The organism is Streptomyces sp. NPDC051364 (assembly GCF_040682115.1).
Classification (GTDB): Bacteria; Actinomycetota; Actinomycetes; order Streptomycetales; family Streptomycetaceae; genus Streptomyces.
In genome coordinates, this window is the sequence record NZ_JBFBAH010000088.1 from 1 (window position 1) to 1,495 (window position 1,495).

General features: G+C 69.0%; 1 protein-coding gene. It reads right to left on the bottom strand.

Annotation, left to right across the window (positions count from 1 at the left end):
* Position 1 precedes the first annotated feature (1 nt).
* On the bottom strand, positions 2-1,495 hold a 1,494-nt coding region (locus AB0M76_RS43445), incomplete at its 5' end, for an ISL3 family transposase (RefSeq protein ID WP_365958292.1).

Sequence of the window (1,495 nt, forward strand, 5' to 3'; positions counted from 1 at the left end):
GTCATGCGGCGTGGAGGACGCGTTTGCGCAGGAGGTCGAAGTTGGCGCGGCCGAACATCTGGCGCTTCAGCATCTTGATCTTGTTGTTGTGGCCCTCGACGGCGCCGGAGCTGTAGCGCAGGCTCAAGCCGGCGATGACGGCGTCGAGGTCTTGGCCCAGGCCGGCCGTGAAGGTGTGCAGGGCCGGGATCGAGTCGGCCTGTACTTGTGCGATCCATTCCTTGAGCTGGTGTCCGTGGCGGTTGTTCATCAACTCGGCGAACGCTCTGACGTGCTGGGCGGTGCGGTCCAGAGCTGGGCACCGTGCCAGGACTTCCTTGAGTCTCTGGGTCTGGTCCTCGTCGAGGCTGTCGGGGTGGCGCGTGATCCAGCTGGTCACGTCCCTGGTCGAAGGCTTCCTGCGGGGCGGATCGGACTGTGGGAAGGCTTCCCGCAGCTTGCGCACGTAGGCTTTGACGACTTGTTCGCCGCCGGGGTAGCCGCGTTCTTGGAGTTCTTCGAACAGGCGGCGGGCGACGGTGCAGCCCTGGGCCCACCGTTGATGGATGTAGGGCTTGTAGGGGTCGAGGATGCTGGCGCGGCCCGTCCACTTGCCGACCAGCAGCTCGTCGGGGTCCGCGGCGTGGGCCAGACGGCGGACGGTGTTGCGGGCCAGGCCCAGGCGGCGCGCGATCTCACGCAGTGCGATTCCGGTTTCCAGGAGCGCATGGACGGCCACGTGCTGTTCGCGGATGCGGTCGGACAGTCGTCCGGTGCGGCGGGGGCTGGCTTCGGTCAGCGCGGGCAGTGAGCCGTCTGTCGGCGGTGCCGGGTGATCGGCGGTTGTCGCGGGTGGTTCGTGCAGCAGTGCCCGGTGGTGGACGACGGTCTTCTCGACGGCTTCGGCGAGGTTCTTCCAGATGTGCCACCTGTCTGCCACGTGGATCGCGTCGGGGGCGCCGAGTCGTCCGGCTTCGGCGTAGGAGGCGGAGCGGTCGCGGCAGATCACCTGGACGCCCGGGTGCTCGGTCAGCCAGCGGGCGACGGTCTCGACGGTGCGGTCGGGCAGCAGATCGACGGGGCGACGCGTCTCGATGTCAACCAGGATCGTCGCGTAGACGTGTCCTTTGCGCAGTGCGAACTCGTCCACGCCGAGCACGCGGGGCGTCGTCGGCGCGCTCTCGTGTAACCCTCGTATCAGCCGCAGCAGCGTGGAACGGCTCACCGGAGCGGCGAGCGCGTCCGCCAACCGGGCGCCGGCACGGCCCGCGAGCATGAGGGCCACCTGCTGCAGAGCAGTCTGCAGGCCCTGGCTCCGCCGCCCATGACGGAAGGTCAAGCCTGGCACCTGCTCGGCGAACGTTGCCTGAGGGCAGGCCTGTTGGCGGCACCGGAACCGTCGGACCTGTAACTCGATGACCACACGGCGCTGGCCCGCCGCGGTGTCGTCGAGACGGCGCACGTACCGGCTGTGCACCCGCGTCGAGGTGGTTCCACAGGCCGGGCACTCGGCCCG